The 20805-nt window shown below is 46.3% G+C and carries 9 protein-coding genes and 1 pseudogene; 7 read left to right on the top strand and 3 right to left on the bottom strand.

Annotation, left to right across the window (positions count from 1 at the left end; translation table 11 throughout):
- Positions 1 to 136 precede the first annotated feature (136 nt).
- The 3 genes from PWYN_RS01360 (at position 137) to PWYN_RS01350 (ending at position 8436) form a co-directional block, all read left to right on the top strand.
- Entirely contained in the window at positions 137 to 3262 is a 3126-nt protein-coding gene (locus PWYN_RS01360) for a glycosyl hydrolase (RefSeq protein WP_036647614.1), read from the top strand.
- Positions 3263 to 3755: 493 nt separating this feature from the next.
- Complete coding sequence (locus tag PWYN_RS01355; protein WP_036647612.1) at positions 3756 to 5039, top strand: IS110 family RNA-guided transposase; 1284 nt, start codon at positions 3756 to 3758, stop codon at positions 5037 to 5039.
- Positions 5040 to 5898: 859 nt separating this feature from the next.
- On the top strand, positions 5899 to 8436 hold the full coding sequence (locus PWYN_RS01350) for an alpha-amylase family glycosyl hydrolase (protein WP_036647608.1): 2538 nt from the start codon (positions 5899 to 5901) through the stop codon (positions 8434 to 8436).
- 130 nt (positions 8437 to 8566) lie between these two features.
- Here PWYN_RS01350 and PWYN_RS01345 read toward each other — a convergent pair whose 3' ends face one another.
- Positions 8567 to 9580 carry a LacI family DNA-binding transcriptional regulator gene (locus PWYN_RS01345; RefSeq protein ID WP_036647606.1) on the bottom strand — a complete coding sequence of 338 codons (1014 nt, stop codon included), beginning with the start codon at positions 9578 to 9580 and terminating at the stop codon, positions 8567 to 8569.
- Between the two features lie 90 nt (positions 9581 to 9670).
- On the opposite strand from PWYN_RS01345, the gene PWYN_RS01340 reads away from it, so the two are divergent.
- Positions 9671 to 11371 carry an alpha amylase N-terminal ig-like domain-containing protein gene (locus tag PWYN_RS01340; RefSeq protein ID WP_036647605.1) on the top strand — a complete coding sequence of 567 codons (1701 nt, stop codon included), beginning with the start codon at positions 9671 to 9673 and terminating at the stop codon, positions 11369 to 11371.
- A gap of 45 nt (positions 11372 to 11416) precedes the next feature.
- Here PWYN_RS01340 and PWYN_RS28480 read toward each other — a convergent pair.
- Both PWYN_RS28480 and PWYN_RS01335 read right to left on the bottom strand, forming a co-directional pair.
- Positions 11417 to 11569: pseudogene (locus PWYN_RS28480) on the bottom strand (transposase); the annotation flags it as partial.
- Positions 11570 to 11871: 302 nt separating this feature from the next.
- On the bottom strand, positions 11872 to 12873 hold the full coding sequence (locus tag PWYN_RS01335; RefSeq protein ID WP_036648207.1) for a LacI family DNA-binding transcriptional regulator: 1002 nt from the start codon (positions 12871 to 12873) through the stop codon (positions 11872 to 11874).
- Positions 12874 to 13188: 315 nt separating this feature from the next.
- On the opposite strand from PWYN_RS01335, the gene PWYN_RS27720 reads away from it, so the two are divergent.
- The 3 genes from PWYN_RS27720 (at position 13189) to PWYN_RS01320 (ending at position 20779) form a co-directional block, all read left to right on the top strand.
- Positions 13189 to 17676 carry a carbohydrate binding domain-containing protein gene (locus PWYN_RS27720; RefSeq protein ID WP_052087672.1) on the top strand — a complete coding sequence of 1496 codons (4488 nt, stop codon included), beginning with the start codon at positions 13189 to 13191 and terminating at the stop codon, positions 17674 to 17676.
- A 239-nt stretch (positions 17677 to 17915) separates the two neighbouring features.
- Complete coding sequence (locus PWYN_RS01325; RefSeq protein WP_036647603.1) at positions 17916 to 19697, top strand: sensor histidine kinase; 1782 nt, start codon at positions 17916 to 17918, stop codon at positions 19695 to 19697.
- Positions 19694 to 20779 carry a response regulator gene (locus PWYN_RS01320; RefSeq protein ID WP_036647601.1) on the top strand — a complete coding sequence of 362 codons (1086 nt, stop codon included), beginning with the start codon at positions 19694 to 19696 and terminating at the stop codon, positions 20777 to 20779. The genes PWYN_RS01325 and PWYN_RS01320 overlap by 4 nt, the downstream gene beginning before the upstream one ends.
- Positions 20780 to 20805: the final 26 nt, after the last annotated feature.

Genomic DNA, 20805 nt, shown 5'->3' with positions numbered 1-20805 from the left:
TAAATAAGACATAATATCATCGAAAGCGTTTTCGGTAAAGTGAGTGATTTAACTTCGAATAACTTACGAATTTCGCTGCTTTAGATGCTAAAATTCACGAAAACGACTTTCTACCCTTTATTTAGGAGGCTTTCAAATGAAACATGGGTTTCGGTTTGGATTGGTTTTCCTTCTTCTGCTTAATATGCTGCCGGGCATAGGTTCTGCATTCTCCGGCGAGGTTCCTATGGGTTCAGGCAGTTATTCGACTGTCTTACCTCCAGGTGCTACTGATGTACAGTCTCAAATCTATAAGTCTAGTAATTCTAGTAATGTTACTGGAAAAATGCAGACGAATGACTGGTGGAGCAGCCTTGCATGGACTCCATACTCGAACGCACAGTTTCCACATCCGCTGGCAGTCAAAAACCAGAGTGACGGGATGAGGATTTATTACCCAGGTAATCGCATTACGGCGAATAGTGCAGCCATTGCGGGCTGGATGAATGATATCCATGACTTTACGGTCGGTCATTCTGCTTCAGCAACGTTCCCTGATGCCAAGGTGGACGGTTTTAACGATTGGTTTGTGAAAGCGCTTTATCAAAACGGCACGAACTCCATGACAGCTACGTACGGACACGGTTCCCCTTTTGTCTACTTCACATACGGGGGCGGTAATCCTGCACTGAAATTCTATTCTCCACCTACGATTTGGTCAGGAACAGCGAGCAGCTCCGTGCTCGGGATCACGATGGAAGGAGCTCATTACGCGTTGTTTGGTCCGACAGGAAGCACCTGGTCCGGAATCGGAACGAAAGCCCTGACGAACAATCTGAACGGGAAGAACTATTTTTCGATAGCGGTACTCCCGGATAATACAGCAGCCACACTGAATAAATTCAAGCAATATGCCTATTCGTATGTGACAGACACGAAGATGAACTACTCCTACAATCCGGCTAACAGTGAGGTCTCTACGACCTTTACTTATACGACAACACCTAAAGAAGGCACCCAAAACGGCACAATCTACGCTCTTTACCCACATCAATGGAAAAATACAGCACAATCGCTACTGTCCTACACCTACAACTCGGTACGAGGAACGATGAAGACGGGTGAAGGCTCCTCTTTTACAACGAATATGAAGTTTACGGGTGTACTTCCGTCACTACCCGACAAAGGAAGTTATAACAAAACGACCCTCGGCGGGTACGTCAACGAAGAAGAAGCCTTGACCTACACGGGCGGCAACGATACTTATTATCTCGGTAAACGGTTAGGCAAGCTGGCTGTGCTGGCACCAATTGCGGATCAGGTCGGAGATACGGCGGCGGCCAATCAGTTCCGGGGAGAAATCAAAAACCGGCTGCAGGATTGGCTTAAGGCAAGTGATGGCAGCGGCAATCTGAAGAGCAGCAACCTGTTCTATTACAACAACAATTGGGGAACCTTAATCGGCTATCCTGCCAGCTTTGGCAGTGCAGATGAACTGAATGACCACCACTTCCATTATGGTTATTTCATCAAGGCAGCAGCAGAGGTGGCTCGTACTGACAAGACATGGGCGAGCAACTATGCACCGATGGTGAATTTGTTGATTCGCGACATTGCGAACATTGATCGCAACGATACCATGTTTCCATTCCTCCGTAATTTTGACCCTTACGCGGGCCATACCTGGGCTTCGGGTCATGCCAAGTTCGACGACGGCAACAATAACGAATCCTCTTCCGAGGCAATGAACGCCTGGACGGGGCTGATTTTATGGGGTGAAGCCACAGGCAATACAACGGTGCGTGATCTCGGAATTTATCTCTACACTACGGAAATGAATGCGGTTAACGATTACTGGTTCGATGTTCAGGACAATACTCATGCAGCGTCCTACACACCTTCTGTTGTAACTATGGTTTGGGGCGGCAAGGGAGCCAACGGAACGTGGTTCACTGCAAATCCGGAGCAGGTCCACGGCATTAACTGGCTGCCAATTACAGCGGGATCCCTATATCTGACTCATTATCCTAGCTACGCGAACAAAAATTACAACGCCATGCTTTCGGAGAATGGCGGAACGAGTTGGGATATGTGGCGGGATCTAGTCTGGATGTACCGGGCGATCTCCAATCCTACGGAAGCCAAATCCCAGTTCAGCGCAGGAATTGGTTCTATGGTTACCGGAGCGGGTGAAGGGTCTGGGGGGACGGAAGGCGGCAACTCCAAGGCCAATACGTATCACTGGATCTACAATCTGGATGCCATGGGCAATGCAGATTCAACGATTACAGCTAATTCACCGACAGCAGCAGTGTTTAACAAAAATGGTGTAAAAACCTACATTGCTTATAACTACACCAACGCCGCGAAGACCGTTACCTTCTCTGACGGTACTAGTGTTTCGGTTTCGGCCAACAGCTTCAACACCGGGAACGGGGGTGGAGGTGGCGATACAACCGCACCTTCAGCACCGGCTAATCTTGCTTCTACCGGCAAAACATCAAGCAGTGTATCCTTGTCATGGTCAGCATCCACCGATAATGTGGGAGTAACAGGGTACACCGTTTATTACAACGGCGGATCACTGCCGGTGACAGGAACATCAGCAACCGTAAGCGGATTGTCGGCCAACACCGCTTATACCTTTACGGTAAAAGCGAACGATGCGGCGGGTAATGTGTCAGGAGCGAGTAATGCGGTTGCGGTAACAACTTCAAGCGGCGGCGATACCACTGCACCTTCAGCGCCGGCTAATCTTGTTTCTACCGGTAAAACATCAAGCAGTGTATCCTTGTCATGGTCAGCATCCACCGATAATGTGGGAGTGACAGGGTACACCGTTTATTACAACGGCGGATCACTTCCGGTGACAGGAACATCAGCAACCGTAAGCGGATTGTCTGCGAACACAGCCTATACCTTTACGGTAAAAGCAAACGATGCGGCGGGTAATGTGTCAGGTACCAGCAATGCAGTTGCGGTTACGACGGGCAGCAGCGGCGGAGGTGTGATTACAACGCCGGATTACACTGCACAGGTTACGAAGACAGGGACGACTACAGCTAAGATCGCCTTCACACCTACAACTAGTGCTCTCTATGTAGATGTGCACTACACAATAAATAATGGGCCGCAGCTCAATTTGCGAATGACTTTGAACGGCTCAGCTTGGGAGTATACGGTAAGCGGAATTAGCACAGGTCAGGTTCTGAAATATTGGTTCACGTATGAGAAATCCGGCCCCCAATACGATTCACCGCAATATACGTATACGATGGAATAAGGCCTTTCCGACAGAAACCAGCGCCGCCAGCGATTTTTAATCGCGGTCGGCGCTGGTTTTATTGTGAGGGTCGGCGCCTGCCGAATCGTCCGGAGGGATGGAGGGGTGGACGGATGGACGGATGGACATGCGGACTGAGAAGCCGTTATTTAGTCAAATTTTGCCTCATATGATGCTTTTTCTCCGAAATAGCGGCAATGGAGTCCACATAGATTTTATAACCAGTGACTACAACAAATTAAGGGCTATACAGTCCGTATAGGAGCTTTCCCCCCAGCATTTCCCTAGCATTTCCTCATCATTCCCCCCACTTTTTCCATACAAAATGTTTCTATATAAGCTGAACAAATGAAAATAACAAAAAGTGAAAAGGAACGAAAGCATTCCTGTTGGCGTTAAGAAATGCAGTTTGCCAAAAGAAAGAGCGCCTCTGTAAGATAGAATCATGTCACGGCCAGTGACTAACAAAATTCATCTTGGGAGGACACTCACTATGGAGTTTAAACAAAGAAATAAACAAAATCAACAGATCGAAAGGATTACACCTAAACACGTGGTCATCGGTGTAGATATTGCTAAAGAAATTCATGTGGCTCGAGCTGTCAATTATCGTGGAATCGAAATAGGGAAACCTTTGAAGTTTGCTGACTCCAAGGAAGGCTTTATCCGGTTCCAGCAGTGGCTGGAGCACCTTCAATCCACTCATCGTCTAAACAATGTCTTGGTTGGAATGGAGCCTACGGGACACTACTGGTTCCACCTGGCGGATTGGCTTCTTGCGGAGTCCATTGATGTCGTATTGGTCAACCCGGCAACGACCAAGCGTAATAAAGAAAATCGGGATAACTCTCCCTCCAAAAGTGATATGAAAGACGCTTTAGTGATCGCCGATGTGGTCTCCCGAGGGTACTATACCGATTTGCCGCGAACGCCCGAAGTCTTCCAACGTTTACGTGTATCCATGAATTATCGGGAAATTTGTATGAAAGACCTAGTCATCATCAAAAACCGTATTACACGCTGGCTGGATGTGAGTTTTCCGGAGTACACCACCGTGTTTAAAGATTGGACCGTACCCCGTTCGCTAGCTACCCTGCAAGCCTTCCCTCTGCCAAGGGATATCAAGAATCTGGACTCGGAGAAGATGATTGCAGGCTGGAAGCCTTTTATGAAGCGAGTGGGTGGTTCCCGCGCCCTGCAAAAGGCGGCGGAGCTGCTGGCAGCTGCACGTCGCTCTGTAGGGCGTACGACGTGTCAGGAAGAAGAACGGCGCCAACTTGCGAATCTAGTAGCCGATTATCTTCGGCTAGAACAGCGGATAGGAGAGATGCAAAAGGAACTGATCAAACTACTGGAGGAGATTCCTGAATTGACCCAACGGCTCCGTTCGATTCAAGGTCTAGGCACGATTTGTATTGCGGCCTTATTGGCGGGAACGGGAAATCTGAAAACCTATACCCATGGTAACCAAATTCTTTCTCAGGCCGGTCTAAATTTGGCAGAGAAGAGTTCTGGTAAATACCAGGGCCAAGTCAAGATCACTGGACGAGGAAGGCCCCAACTACGTAAACACCTCTACCTGGGTGTCATCTCTCTAGTCTCCCAAAACCCTGCCTTTCGGGCTTGGCATGAGCATAATGTGAAACAAAAGAAGATGAAGCCCATGGCTTCCATTTTCAAGTTAATCGGAAAGCTCTGCCGCATCATTGTAGGTCTAGTCCGACAGGAGCGTTCCTTTGATCCAAAGGTCGCTAACCCCGCCCCACTGGCAGCTTAAGATTTATCGACGTTAATTTTTTCGCAAGGATTGGCTCATTTGCAGGATCGCTAACTAAAAGGAGCGTACCGAAGGCCGGATTAAATTTCCATAAGGGCCCAGACCCGCTACCTAAAGCATAACCGGCCTCCACTCCCTGGACAGGTGTAACGAAGGAATGAAAGGGCATAGACCCGTTGAGTCATGGGAGGGAAAACCTCCAGGGATCGAGTGGATCCAGCTCCTACATATCGTGAAACCAGGGAAATAACCCCTCCCTTGTTCCCGTATGCCCTCTGACAAGGAGGAGAGAAGGCTTTAACCGGCCTCACGCTCTTCCTCATCTGATTAGCAGAAAGATATCCTGCGAATGAGCGAGCATTTGAAAGGAAAATGATTAATACAGAGGGAGGGAAATTTGGAACTGTAGGAGCGAAAGCGACCGCCTTTGTATCCGGATTTCAACCGCTAAAAGCGGGTTAAATCAAAAGAAATCTGGATACAACAGCGGCCGGAAGTCCAAATCTTCACGGTAGTGACGTCTGAGCCTTAAGTTAATATCTTAAGTTCATCTTATATAGATAGAAAGATTTTTGAATACAGCTGGAATAAACATGCAATATTTTAGGTTGACAACACTGGGAAGTGCATGCTATTTTTTATTAGGGAAACCGGTTTCCCTGATTTAGAAAGATTAGATATAAGGAAGACGCAACGTTAAGAATTTATCATGTCAGATTTTTTAGTCACCACCTCATGAGCAATCAACCTACCCGAAAAGTGCTACCGTCGTCCGGCCTCCGCAATCCTTTGATTACAAGACACAACTATGATTAATTATCAGTTTTGTATGCGCTTTATTAAGAGAGGGAGATGAGGAATGAAACGCAAATTATGGCTTCTACCGGTTCTGATTACATCTATGGTTCTTTCTTTGGCTATTCAGTTGTTTGTCTTAACACCGTCAGTCGCTGAGGCGGCAAGTATTGGAACCGTTACGGAAAACGACTCGATTTATCAGATTATGGTGGACCGCTTCAATGACGGAGATTCCACTAACAATGCAACTGGATCAGCCATACGTTACGGGGAAACTACGGAGGATGATTTTCGATATATGAAAGGCGGCGACTGGCAGGGGGTTATCGACAAGCTCCCCTACATCAAGAATATGGGATATACTGCCATCTGGATATCACCAGTAGCAGAGCCGCAGATGACCAATCGGGATAACAACGGTACTGGTAAAAATACAGCCTACCACGGCTACAATGTTAAGAATCCTAATGCAGCAAATCCTTACTTCGGAACTAAAGAGAAGCTGAAAGAACTGGTAGATGCAGCACATGCTCAGGGCATCAAGGTTATCATTGATGTCGTTCCTAATCATATCGGAGATTACATGCTCGGGACTCAGGCTAACTATGATATCGCAAGCCTGCAGCCTGTGGCACCGTTCAATAATCCATCGTGGTATCACCATAACGGAGATATTAACTGGGGACTTGTTGATGGACGATACGATCAATGGGCACAGGATTATCTGGAGAATCATGATCTGGGCGGACTGGATGACATCGACTTCGATGTTCCGGCTGCGAAGCAAGCTATTTTTAACTCAATCAAAGGTTGGTTTGACTATACAGGTGCCGATGGAGCACGTGTCGATGCAGCCAAGCTGATTAAGCCGACGGATATCGGTGAATTGCAGAATCTGTTAGGCGTTAATACGTTCGGTGAGAATTTTGACGGCAATGCAGAATTTGTCTCAAGATGGGTAGGAACGAATAAGGAGTGGGGAATGTTAGACTTTCCATTATTCTTCTCTGTCCTTAATAGCTTTGCTTATGGTCAATCCTTTGATGCCAACATCAAGAGTACACTGGCTCAGGATTCCGTATATAACGGGAATGCCAACCATATGGTTACCTTTATCGATAACCATGACCGTAACCGTTTCTTAACAGAGGCTGGAGGAAATGTAGCGAAGATGCAGAATGCATTAGCCTTCCTCTTCACAGTACGCGGAACACCGGTTGTCTTTCAAGGAACCGAGCAGGATAAAGGTAATGGCAATGGTCAGATTATGACAGGTGGAATCGCTGATACCTGGAACCGCTGGTCGATGGTAAAGCGGGATGCCAATGGTAACGTGCTTCAAAACTATTTCAATGAGAATGCAAACACCTATAAGTTTGTCGCCAAATTGAACGACATCCGTAAAAATAACGCAGCACTGCGTACAGGAACTCAGCGTGAAATGTGGTCGGCACAGAATTTGTATGCTTTTTCCCGCCGTGTTGATAGTGGAGCTAACTTGGGACAGGAAGTTATCTCTGTCTTCAGTAATGCATCCAGCGGTACGCAAAGTGTGAACTTGCCCCTTCGTGCAGAAAGCACACTGACGGTAGGAACTGTGTTGGTGAATCAATTAAACACAGCGGATACAGTTACTGTTCAGTCTGGCGGAGCTACAGGTAAACAAATTGCAGTCTCAGTGGGGGCAAATGCTTCCAAAATCTACGCGAAACAGCCGCTAATCGTAGATACGATCGCTCCGACTCCACCGACAAATGTAACGGCAGTACCACAGAGCGCTTCAAGCGTACTAGTGAGCTGGACCGCTTCTACTGACAATGTAGGAGTAACGGGGTATGAGGTATATCGTAATGGCGTCAAGGTTGGAACAACAGCTGCGACTTCCTATACGGACATTAACTTAACTTCAAGCACAACATATGAGTACACCATCAAAGCCTTTGATGCTGCGGGAAATCTCTCTGGACTGAGTGCGATTGCCTTCGCAACCACTCCACCAGGCAACAGCGTGAAGATTTTCTACAAAAATCCAGCTTTCAGCAGCTCCTACATTCATTACAAGTTGGATGGAGCTACAACCTGGACCACGCCACCTGGCGTGCAGATGTCATCCTCTGCTTTTAGCGGATACAGTGTGATTACAGTGCCGTTAGGCAGTTCTGCAGGACTTACTGCAGCCTTTAACAACGGCAGCGGGACTTGGGATAGTAACGGTAGTAGCAACTACCACTTCAACAGCGGGACATGGAGTCTTGTAAATGGCAGTATCTCTGCAGGCGAGCCAAAAGCAGACGGTGTTACGTTCCGGGTAACCGTTCCATCTACCACTCCAGCGAGCGGTCCCGTGTATCTCACCGGTTCGTTCAATAACTGGAATGCGGCTGACCCTGCCTATCAGCTTACCAAAGGAAGCGATGGGATCTATTCCATTACGTTGAATCTTCCTGCCGGAACTGCGGTGCAGTATAAGCTGACCCGCGGAACATGGGCGACCGTGGAAACGACTACATCCGGTGCGGATATAGCGAACCGTACACTGACACCCTCTGGCGGTGCGCAGACGGTGACACTAACCGTTCAACGCTGGAAGGATCAATAAGGTACCTAGGATCAAGAAGAATCGGTAAGGCCACTTCTTTAAATCAGAAAAGCCAAGAAGCGGCTCCCAGCGGGAGTCGCTTCTTGATAAGTTTATGGAGAAGTAGTTACGGTCACACGGAGGAGTCTGATTAAGAATTTCTTCGGGTAGATTCGCGCTGAATGAGCTCGGGCTCCAGCAGTACATGTCTAGGCGGGTTATCGGGATAAAGGATTCGATCCATCAGCAAATGACCTGAAGCTACCCCAAGCTTAAAAGTATCGATATTAAGTGATGTTAAGGGAGGTGTTGTATACCGGGACAACGGATATTCATCGAAAGCAGCAACACCAAGCTGGGAGGGAACATGAATGCCGAGCTCCTTGGCAGCCTGAAGTACACCGAAGGCGGCATAGTTACTCATGCATACGATGGAATCAGGCGGGTTTTCCCCTTGCAGAAGCTTTAGAGCGGCTTGGTAGCCTTCATGCTCATTGGCTTTACAATTCACAATCCATTCCTTATGTACAGTGAAACCGGACTGATGAAGAGCCTGCATGTAACCGTTACAGCGGTGGGTAAATATTTTTTCCTTCTCTTCACCACCAATAAAGGCAACAGCGGAGTAGCCTTGTTCCAGCAGATGGCTGGTTAGCATTCTTCCGCCCAATTCATTATCAAAATCCACCCAGCCCGCGGAGCCCGCAAGCTCACCAATGGATATAAAGGGGAACTGGAGGCGAACCAGTTCAGCAGACAGATCCTCTGTCAATACGGAGTTGTTAGCAATAATCCCGTCAACACGTTTGCTAAGCACAAGTCTATTTAAGAAATGCCCCTCTGGGTTGCTATGTTGCACATTCGAAATGGTCAGTTCATATTTCAGAGAGACGATTACGCTCTCAATTCCACCGATAATATTATAGAAGAACTGGTTCAAGAATTCACTTTCTTTGGACATATCTACAAGCAAGCCGATGTTGTAGCTACTTTGTCTAGCTAATTGCGTAGCAATGCTGCTAGGGGTATAGTTCATTTGCTTCATGATTTCCCGGACTCTGTGCTTCGTTTCCTGCGATATTTTTGGAGAATCGTTCAGCACCTTTGATACGGTGGATTTGGCCACATTGGCTGCTTTGGCAATATCCGAAATGGTTACCTTCATCGTTTTCCCTCTCGACTTGGAACGTTATTTGTAACCATAATAACATAAATATAAACGAACGATAGATGGATAGAAGGAGAGTTGTATTTTATGTCGCAAAAATGGTTTTTGTATCATACGTGTGAAGATCCGTTTGCTTTTCCGGTAGGTCCTGGTGTCTTAAAGCTCAGATTATTTGTTCAAAGCGGCCAGCAATTATCCTGTACCGTTATTCATTCCGACCGTTATGATTCCCCGGGCAAAGAAGTGCCGCTATCTATGGAGAGAATCGGATCAGCCGGTGCCTATGAAATTCATGAAGCTTTGATTAAGACAGACACTAAAAGAAGCAGATATTTGTTCTACGTAGAAAATACATCCGGTGATTATTTATGGTATGGGGAGCGGGGAATTTCAGAGAATCGGGAGCGGGCTGGTTCTTTTCAATATGCATATTTTCACAACTCTATAGCATTGGAACTCCCTTCATGGGTCTCGGATGCGGTGACTTACCAAATCTATCCCAGCAGCTATAATCAGGGAACCCTGCAAGGGATCACGGATAAAATTCCATATTTGCAGGAGTTAGGGATCACCGTCATCTATATGACTCCTATCTTTGAATCTCCTTCAGAGCATAAATATAATACATCGGATTACTATAAAGTTGACCCGGGTTTTGGGGATGTGAATGGACTGAAGGAACTGGTGAACCAGGCTCATCAGCATGGAATCAAAGTCGTATTGGATGCTGTGTTCAATCATTCGGGTGACACTTTCTTTGCCTTTAAGGATGTGTTGGAACAAGGGGAGCACTCCCCCTATAAGGATTGGTTCTTCATTGACTCCTATCCAGTTACGCAGAGTCCATCTCCAAATTATGAAACCTTCGGCAAAGCTGAAGTACATATGCCCAAGCTGAATATGGATCATAAGGATGTTGCTGATTATATGATTGGTGTTGCGAAATATTGGGTGCGTGAAGCTGGAATCGACGGCTGGCGTTTAGATGTAGCCAATGAAGTGAATCCGTTGTTCTGGTCCCGTTTTCGGAAGGAGCTTAAAGCGGAATACCCTGAATTGCTCATCATAGGAGAGATTATGCATGCTTCCGGTCCATGGCTGAGAGGGGATAAGTTCGATGGAGGCATGAATTACGTACTACGTGATGCTATGCTGGAATTTTTCGCTGAACAAACTACGGGACCTGTTCGCTTTATGGAGCAGTTGCTCCATCAGGAGGCCTTGTGTAACGATCAGGCCAATTCTGCAATGTTCCAGTTAATCGGAAGTCATGATACACTTCGGTTTTTAACGGCCTGCAAGCAGGGAGGCCGCGGCTGGGACCGAGTGAACACCGCGGAGAAACGAATGAGATTAGCTGTATTTTTTCAGCTCACTTATATCGGTATTCCGATGATCTATTACGGAGATGAAGTTGGGATGGAGGGCGCTACCGACCCTCATTGCAGAAAACCTATGGTTTGGCGGGAGTGTGACCAGAATACAGCGCTTCGTAAATGGTACCAACAGCTGATTTCGTTAAGAATGGGCCATGATGTGCTACGCAAAGGCTCCTTCAGCCCCTGGTTTACAGACGAAGCCCGTAATGTACTCGGCTATGTAAGAAGAAGCGATCAAGATAAGATGGGACTAATCATCAACAACTCTCCAAATAGCTATCAGCTGGATCTGTCCCCTTACCGCTCGGATCAGAATGTCCTGACGGATGTATTGTCGGGTTCGACCTTTAACAACACAGACAGGCTATACGTGCAGATAGAACCTTTCGGGTGTCTTATGCTGTTGTAACATTTTCTATGAATCAAAAACAAAGGGCTGCTTGCTTCAGCAGATCTCCCGCACGGCTTTGGCAATCTGCCGGGAAGAATAGATGCGTAGGGTGTAGACGTAGATAATGATTTTGGTGAGCATTTTGGGATGGTAGCTGACCCGGCCACCACTTACAAAAGAAACCTCCCCTTTGAAATGGTTGTGTAGTAACTCCATTTTACCAAAGAGAGGTTTCTTTTTGCTGTTTTAGAGAAGGTTTTGGAACGGTTTCCGCTGAAAGTAGCGGAGAGGACGGAACGATTGCGGAAAAGTGGTAGCGGTCGCCTTGCTCTCCGGATTTTTACCGCTAAGGAAAATAAATAAAATCTGGAGAGCACAGCGATTGGAGCAACGATCCGTTCGCGGAGCGTCCGCTGACAATAACAACTTAAGTCTTACTCAAAAGAGAGGGCCGTCCCAGTAGCCATTTGCATGGCTTTTGGGACAGCCTCTTCTAGCTGTTGGTCAACACCAGTTGCTTAAGTGTTCTGGCTTCCGCAGGATTCCCGGATAACCAGTGCAGGTTCAACTACAAAAGAGCCGCCCTCGGATTGATTATTAATTAGGTCGAACAGCATATGAGCTGCAAGTACGCCCAGTCTTTCCTTGTTCTGGCGGATGGTTGTCAGCTTGGGGCTGGTATATTTACAAGCCTCAATATCATCACACCCAATGATGGCCACATCCTCCGGAATACGAAGTCCGTGCTCCTTCAAGGCCCGAATGGCCCCGAGTGCCAGTAAATCGGAGGCTGCGAAGATGGCTTTAGGCAGATTGCCGGCCTGTATTAATTGCTGCATGGCCGCGTATCCGCTGGGCTCAAAGAAATCATCTCCGTGAACAAACCATTTCTCATTAACAGCCATTCCGAAGCCTTCAATGGCTTTAATGTAGCCTTCCTCCCGCTTGTTCGAGATATTCGAATCTGCCGTGCTACCGATAAATCCAAGCTCTCTGTACCCTAGCAAATAGAAGTGCTCCACGACCTTGGATGAGATTTTGAAATTATCCGACATGACATATCCAGACTTCTTGCCTTTCAGCTCCAGATCTACTCCAATGCAAGGGATACTGCTCATATCAAGCTCTTGAATAGCATTCTCCATCTTCTGTCCAGAAATAATGACGCAGCCGTCCACATGGAAATGCAGACAACGGGAGAAATAGTCTCCGCCGCTAATAAATTTCTCATTGGAAAAGAAGATGAGGTCATAGCCGAGCACTCCCATCTGCTTCTTAAAGGAATTGAGCACCTCAACGAAAAAGGGATGCGTAAAGTCAACGTTCAATTCTCCGGCAAAAATCACCCCAATTAAGCTGGATTTCTTGGTTGCCAATGTCTTGGCGGAGTTGGAGGGTAAATATCCGGTCTGCTCGATTATCTCCAGTACTCTTTGTTTCGTCTTTTCGGAAACATCGCTATAGTTATTCATGATTTTCGAAACTGTTGAAACCGAAACGCCAGCCATCTCGGCGATCATTTTAATGTTTAATTGCAATGTAGAGCCACCTTCCGGCTTAAATATAGGTATTTCGTGAAAAACACAGTAAAATAGGGAGTTTTATAGTAAATTTGACATCAAATTCAGTTTGAATTCATTCTATTCTTAATGTAAAAGCAAGTCAAACGGTTCCCGCACAGGTAATAGATCGTATCTTTATCAGCTGGAAAAAAAGCTCAAATTACATCTTTACAAAACAAGCAATCTAGTCAACAATAATATTATCGAAACCGATTTCGATTCTATATCTTCAATGCCGAAAATTTCACGAAAATTAAGGAGGAGAAATCTAGAATGAAGAGAAATATCTCAGCAATCCTATCAGCCATGGTGCTGGTTACCGGTCTGTTATCTCCGGTAGTGGGAAGTACAACGTTCGCGGCTAATTCGATTCCAGACAGCCCGGCGAATGTAATGAAAGCGTTTACGGATGTGAGTTCAGATCATTGGGCTGTTCGACCTTTACAGCGCTGGAGTGGGAATGGAGTCATAAACGGATATGAGGATGGATCTTTCCGTCCCGCAAAGGTAGTAACCAAAGCAGAGTTTGCAGCCATCATGAATCGTATATTCAATTATCAGGAGCAGTCGGCGGTACTTCCGGTTGATGTGCAGGAATCAGCATGGTACAAGAGTGACATTGCCAAAGGAATTGCTGCAGGTTATATAAGCAAAGACACAGTTAATAAGATTTACCCGACACAACCACTTACACGAGGTGAAGTAGTACTGTCGCTGCAGAAGGTTTTTCATCTAAAAGCAAACAACACAGCAGTCAGCTTCAAGGATCTCAGCGGAGTCAACGCAGAAACCTTGAGCGCAATTGCCGCTCTCACAGCCGGTGGATATATTAAAGGTTACCCCGGTGGAATGTTTAAACCGGATGGTGTTGTAACCCGTGCAGAGCTTGCTTCAATGGTGGATCGGATGATTTCGGAGCTTGTTGTTACTGCCGGAGAGGGTTCTCTTGGAACAGTAAAAGGGAATGTCATTATCAATCGGGCAGATGTTACGCTGAAGGACACGGTTATTGAGGGCAACCTCTACTTGACCCAAGGAATTGGAGAGGGAAATGCACTGCTTAGTCAGATAAAGGTTAAGGGTACAACCTTTATTTCCGGAGGAGGCGAGCAGAGTGTAGGTTTCAAAGACTCTGCGATGGGTGAGACGCAAGTTTCCAAATCAAACGGTAAGGTACGTGTGTATGCCAGCGGTACAACGGTATTCGATGCCGTCTACGTGCAGTCCGGTGCTATGTTGGAGGAGAGTAGCCTAACGGGGGCTGGCTTTACTAATGTCTACGTAACTGCAGGACCCAAAACGGTGAAGCTCAAAGGGGACTTTGCAGCTGTAACAACAACAGACTCTACGGAATCTGGGTTGACGCTTACTATTTCAGGAGGGCTTGGCAAGCTTACGCTTAACAGTCCAACTACTCTTGTACTTAACGATAAGGTTCAACTTAATGTGCTGCACATCGCCCCAAATGCTAAAGGAAGCATCCTTCAAGGCAGCGCAATAATCAACACACTTGAGAACAATGCAGTGGGAGTTACCCTCGGTGGCTCAGCACTGCCAAAAGGCAATACCACTCAGGTGACTGTGTCATCTACAGTTCCTCCTGTGACCAGTGGCGGCGGTAGCGGTGGCGGAACACCCACCGTGAATCCGTGGACTCTGGTATGGAATGATGAGTTCAATGATGAAACGATTGATCCCACGAAATGGACCTATGACCTCGGAGACGGGACAGTAGTAGGTAACCCTGGTTGGGGCAACAATGAGCTGCAATGGTACACCAACGAGGAGAAAAATGTAAAAGAAAAGGACGGAAAATTAATTATTACAGCTCTTAAAGAGGAGCAGGGCGGTAAGCCCTATACTTCCTCCCGAATCAAAACCAAGGGCTTATTCAGTAAAACCTACGGGAAGTTTGAAATCCGGGCCAAAGCCCCAACGGGAAAAGGCTATTGGCCGGCGATATGGATGCTGCCGGAGAATACGGTCTACGGCCAATGGGCGTCTTCCGGTGAGATCGATATTATGGAAGGCTGGGGCAGTCGTCCGAATACTGTAGCTGGAACTATTCATTACGGCGCGCAGTGGCCGGACAATATCTACTCCGGTAAGGAATACGTTTTTCCTGGAAATTCAACGATAGAGGAGTTTCACACTTATGCCCTCGAATGGGAGCCGGGTGAAATGCGTTGGTATGTTGACGGTGTTCTTTTCTCCACTAAAAATGACTGGTACAGCCTAAGCAACGGACAACCGGCTAACAATGCATATCCAGCGCCGTTCAATCAGGAATTCCATCTGTTGATGAACTTGGCGGTGGGCGGAAACTTTGACGGCAATCCGACAAGTGAGACCGTTTTCCCAAAAAGTATGGAGATTGATTATGTCAGAGTATATGACCTGACAGGCAGGGAGTACCGTCAACCGGTGCCGGTTACGACAGCTAAAGAAGCTTATTTGGCTGGCTCCAAAACAGCACTTCCGGATGGAAATCTTGTATACAATAACAACTTCACAGAGCAAGTGGATGGTGATGCTGGAATGGGCATCCCGAAAACAGCTTACTGGTCTTTATTCAAGGAATCGGGCGCAAACGCTACGCTTTCACTTGAACCTATTGGAGGTAAGAATTTCGTCAAAGTGAATATCAGCAATGCGGGCGGGAATTCTTATTCCATCCAACCACAGGCCATTGTATCTCTGGCTAAGGGACGTTTTTACAAGCTGAGCTTTGAGGCAAAGACTGACACATCCCGGAACATTAATGTCCGTGTTACAGGTGGGGAATCACGCGGGTTTGCTGGATATTCACCAGGTCTCAAAGCAGAATTAACCTCTACGATGAAGCCTTATGAAATCATGTTTCAAATGAAAGAAGATTCCGATATTGCCGCAAGGGTTGAATTCAATCTGGGAACCAATGCTTCCCCTGTCTGGATCGGAAATGTACGTTTGGAGGAGATCGATAGTATTCCTTTTGAACATGATACGGCTAAGACTCCATTAGGCAGCGGGAATCATTTATACAACGGAACCTTTGATCTGGGTGGAACGAACCGTTTGAGTTATTGGCATGCAGAAGCAGCAAATGGCGCAGCCGTAAGCCCTGTTGTCAATGCTCAAGGGACATTAGACCTGCAAGTTACTCAGGCAGGCAGTAATACAGGTGACGTGAAGCTGCTGCAAAAAGGAATATACCTAATTGAGGGGCAAGACTATGAACTTACCTTTAAAGGGGCATCCACATCGAATCGTATGGCTAAAGTTAAGCTGCTTGGTAAGGATAGCAGTGTGTATGCAGAGCAAGTTGTTAATCTGACTCCGGTAAACCAGGAAATCAAAGTGAATTTCCCTGACCTTGCAGGGGGAACGGATCATGAGGGGCAGTTTGTTCTAGAGTTGGGTGGAGCAACAGGGACGATCAGTTTAGATAATTTTAATCTGATTCGCACGAGCTTTTACTATGATCCATCCTTGGTATACTTCCCGCTTCTAAATGGAGAGTTCAACTTTGGTTTTGACGCATGGGAGCGGCTTCTAACGGAACAGGGAGGTCAAAGTACTGCAGCTGTTTCGGATGGAAAAGCCAAATTTAGCATTACTAACACGGGGAATCAGTCCTACTCCGTCATGCTTTTCCAGAATAAACTGAAGGCGACAAGCGGTATTGATTATGTCATAAAATTTGATGCCAGCTCAAGCACAGCACGTAAAATTCAGGTGATTGCCGATAATGCCTCCTATCAGCCTTCTTTTTCTAAAGTCATAGACGTAACACCGGAGTCTAAATCTTTCACTTTTGAATTTCGCCAAGGCAGTAATGATACACTTGCCCTCAAATTTTTGCTTGGCAAAGTAGAAGGTGTAAGTGTAGCTGGATCACATGAAATTACGATCGACAATGTAAGGTTTGAGATTAAGAATGCACCTTCTAAACCACAGGAGCTATTGAAAGACAAAAGCAATAACCGGGTCTCTCAGCCAATAGAGCTTATATTTACCGATAACGAGGCTTGGCGTAATGCTATCTCGGCAGTGAAGGTCAATGGTACTAGACTTGAGGCAAGTAAATATACGATAGAACCAGGTAAAATAACCATAGCTGCATCAGCATTTCCTATTGAAGGATTGTACACTATTACTGTAGAAGCTGACTATTATGTAAGCGGTACTGTAGTACAGACTATTCTTGCCAATGACACCAATCTTGTATTGAATAGTTCATTTGGGATTGGGCAAACGGGCTGGTCTAAATGGTCCGGTGAAGGAGGATCTTCAACCTTTACAGTGAACGATGGAGTAGCTGAAGTTGCAATTGCAGCCGCAGGTGGAGAACCATGGCACACACAGCTGTTCCAGGAAGATATCCAGTTGGAAGCCGGTAAAACCTACGAGCTCAGCTTCAAGGCTAAATCGACTGTTGCACGACAAATCATTGTCGAATATTCCAATACTACTGCAGCATCCAATCCAGTAAAATTTGATGTTACAGCGACTTGGGCAACCTACAGCACACAATTTACAGTCACTAACAACAATACTCTTAAATTAAATTATCTAATCGGAAAAACAATGGGAACGGATGTTACTGCGAATGGTGTGCCCCATACGATTTCTTTCGATGATATTACAATTACAGAAGTTGTAGTAGGGACACCGCCTACTATTATAGTGACTATGCCGCCTGTCATTACTCCGGTGATTCTGCCTACCGGTACATTGAATGACGCCGTTGTCGCTAGAGATACGGTCACGATTGAATGACGGTACTTTTGATACCCGTTCAAGAGTGAATCGAAATATCTCCGTTGTCTCTAATTATGAGGTTTAGTGGTATATAAAAAACGGTGATGCCTCTATTAATAGAGGTATCGCCGTTTTTTGACTCTTTTGCCAAATGAATTTTGTTGAACAGGAGCAGGAGTAGCCCTTCTGTCTGACGAATTGGTTTCGACAATGAGCGACATGTATGGGGTCAGCGTAAAAGAGGAGAGGGTGCGAGCATGAAACGAACTAGCATACGTTATAGGCTGATGATTTTGATGATCTGTTTGACAACTCTGCCTGTAATAACAATGACCTGGATTGCCACGGACAATACACGAGAGTCTGTAGAGAAAGAAATATTGGAGGCCAACCACTCCCGCATGATGTGGGCGAATCAGTACTTGGACGAATTATTCCGCCAAATGGATGTGTTGTTTTATTCCCTGCAGGTCGACCAAGAATTGATAGACGGCTTAAATATGAATGAAAATGAAGATATCGGCTTACAATTCCGCACACAAAAATATATTCAAGAGACCCTGACCAAAGCCTTTTATGCCAATTCCAAAAAAATTGATGAACTAGCGCTCTACACGCACCAAAATCAGAAGGCGTATGCCATTAATTATGCAAATAGCGGCCTCACCTATTCGCTGGATATCGAAAAGGGAAATTGGAGCCGCATGCTGCGGGAGCCAATTAACATGTATTTCAAAGAATCCGGCAACGATATTTATGCCTTCCATAGTATCAACGACTTCCAAGATAGGCGATTGCTCGGCGGCTTATCTATACGGATCAACAAGCAAGTATGGAAAGAGGTCAGCACCATTCTGAAATCAGAGGAGGAGAGCTTGGTTTTCCTGATCAATGACGAGGGAGAACGACTATCAGGGTCAACCCCGGATCAGAGCTTCGAAAAGGTGATTAGCCAATTAGGGAATGATTATAGCCCGAAAGAAGAACCGGAAATCAGACGAACAGAAAGCTATTACATTTTTATAAAGCGGGTGGATGATGGGGAATTGACCTTAATCAAAGCCTTGCCGATTTCAACCATTTCGGAAAGCGCCAACATCACGGTAAAAGCAGGCCTCATAACCGGTTCGTTGTTCGCAGTAGTCTCGATCCTGCTGTCCATTGCGGTGTCCCTGCGGATCACAAGACCCATTGTTGGCCTTGCCAGAACCATGAGAACGACGCCGCTCCATCAGTTCGAGCAGACATCCATTCAAAGCTATGATGAGATTAGCTTGTTGGAACGAGGTTATAATTCGATGATGCAGCGGATGAAAGAACTGGTGGAGAATGGATACCAGAAGGAAATTGAGGTGAAGAATGCGCAGCTTATGGCCCTGCAAGCACAAATTAACCCGCATTTTCTGAATAATACGCTGAATTTAATTGGAGGCATGGCACTTGTCAAAGGCGCTCCTGAAATTTATAAAATAACGAAGGTAATCGGCGACCTGCTGCGATATTCGATCAGCAGCGGTAATGATATTGCAACACTTGAAGATGAGCTTAAGCATGTCCGCAATTACCTGTTTATCCAGGAACAGAGATTTCAGGGACGCTGTACGATTATCATTGAATCTGACGGAAGGGGCAACCGTACAACCGTTCCGAGATTCACTCTACAGCCGCTTGTAGAGAATGCCTTTGAACATGGATTGCAATCGAAGGAAGGAAGCTGGAAAGTTGAAATCCGTGTGAAAAAAATTCGGCGTCATCTCGTGATTGTCCTTATGGATAATGGAGCTGGCATTCCAAGTGAGCGTTTAGGGATACTCCGGTCAGCGCTGACCGAAGGCAGTTCCTTGAAGCCTGAATGGGGCAATCCGGATTTGGAGAATGAACAACCGAAAGTGCGCAAGGGAATCGGGCTGCAAAACGTCGTATCCAGACTTAAGCTGCATTATGGCGGTGAGGCATCAATGAGAATATTCAGCAAGCCGGATTTGGGGACGGTATTTGTCATCAAGCTGCCTTTGCAGAATGGGAGGGAACAGGAGTGAATAAAGTACTGATTATTGATGATGAACCTTGGGCGAGAGAGGTTGTAAAGGCTCTTGGAGAGTGGGATCGGCTGGGCCTAAGGATTGTCGGCGAAGCAGAGGATGGCAGGGAGGGTCTTAGGCTGATGAAGGAACTGGGGCCTCACATTGTGTTGACAGATATGAGAATGCCCGGTGTTGATGGGGTTGAGTTGCTGAAACAGATTAATGTTCAGTTCCCACTCCTTAAGATTATTGTCATGAGCGGCTACGATGATTTCATGTATCTGAAACAGGCCATTCAGTCGCGAGCGGTCGAGTATTTACTTAAGCCTGTTGATCCGGACGAGCTGAATGCGGCGCTTGCGAAATGTATTCATGAACTGCAGACCCAGAAGCTGACCGTGAATACATCTTGGGATTCACCGCTAGTATTCCCGAGCACGCCTTCGATGGACCGATATGTAGCCCTGCGGAAGCGCGTTTTTGCGGCTCTGTTCGAGCTGAGCAAGCCAGCCGTCTTGCAAGCCTTGGATAAGTTGGAGGAATTTCTAATTAATATTTTCCCGGAGGGATTGGAACCTGCGTTGATTGCTAAGGTTGGCGATGATTTCCTACACATACTGGAGCAATTCATGCTGGAAAATGAAGCAGGATTTGAGCTTCATAGTTCTTTAAACGAAGAGCCTAGTGATTGGACAGATGTACCCGGTACACTTGCCAAGATTCAAATCAATTATCTAAATGCCATCGATAAAATCGAAACGCTGCACAAGACGAAGAACCGCCTCCTGATCCCCGAGGTGAAGGACTATATCGATAAGCATTTTTTGGAGCCTATTACGTTAGAATCCATTGCGGGTAAGTTCTATGTTAGCAAGGAACATTTAAGCAGAGTGTTTAAAACAACGGTTGGTGAGAATCTGACCGAATTCATTATCCGTAAACGTATGGAGCTTGCTAGGGAACTGCTGCAACAACCCCACATGTCGATTAAAGAAGCAGCACTAATGACCGGGTATACAGAACTTGCCTATTTCCACCGCGTATTTAAGAAGCAGTTCGGTCTGACGCCAGGAGATATACAGAAGGGCAAGAAGTAGAAAAAAATATCAATATTGTGCAATAA

The organism is Paenibacillus wynnii (assembly GCF_000757885.1).
In the GTDB taxonomy this organism is placed as follows: domain Bacteria; phylum Bacillota; class Bacilli; order Paenibacillales; family Paenibacillaceae; genus Paenibacillus_AQ; species Paenibacillus_AQ wynnii.
The sequence above is the reverse complement of the archived record's forward strand: the minus strand, read 5'-3'. Positions and strand labels throughout refer to the sequence as shown.